At 88.1% G+C, this 606-nt stretch carries 1 pseudogene; it reads left to right on the forward strand.

The features are described 5' to 3' along the window. Positions 1 to 139: 139 nt before the first annotated feature. Positions 140 to 606: pseudogene (locus AC1MIR_RS26430) on the forward strand (hypothetical protein); the annotation flags it as partial.

Consider the following 606-nt stretch of genomic DNA (forward strand, 5'->3'; position numbering starts at 1 on the left):
GGGCGGTGCCGGGCGCGCGGGGGCGCCGCGGGCCGGGCGGGCGGGGGGGGGGCGGGGGGGGCCCCCCCCCGGCCCGCGGACCCGGGCCGCGCCGGGGGCCGGGGGGGCCGGCAGCGGCCGCGCCGCGCGGCGCGGCATCGTGGTGAAGGGCGGCGGCGCGCTGGAACGGCTCGCCCGCGTGCGCACCGTGCTGTTCGACAAGACCGGCACGCTGACCCCCGGCCGGCCCCGCCACGCCGCGGTGGGCGCCGCCCCGGCGCGGGGGCGGGAGGCGGCGCTGCGCCAGGCCGCCGCGCTGGCGCCGGGCTCCACCCCCCCGGTCTCCGCCGCCCGGGTCGCCGCGGCCGAGGCGCGCGGCCGGTCGCTGCCGGTGCCCGATGACCTCGCCGAGGGCGCCGGCGGTGGCCTCGCCGGCAGCGTCGAGGGCCATGCCCTGCTGCTCGGCGCCGAGGGGTTCGTGCGCTCCGCCGGCATCGCGCCGGAGGATGGCTTCGGCGTGGCCGCGCAGGTGGCGGGGGGGGGGGGGGGGGGGGGCGGGGGGGGGGGGGGGGGGGGGCCCGGGCCCCCCCCCGCCCAGGGGCGCCCGGGGGGGGCCCGCGGCGGCGC

Source organism: Falsiroseomonas sp. RANM36 (genome assembly GCF_056682175.1).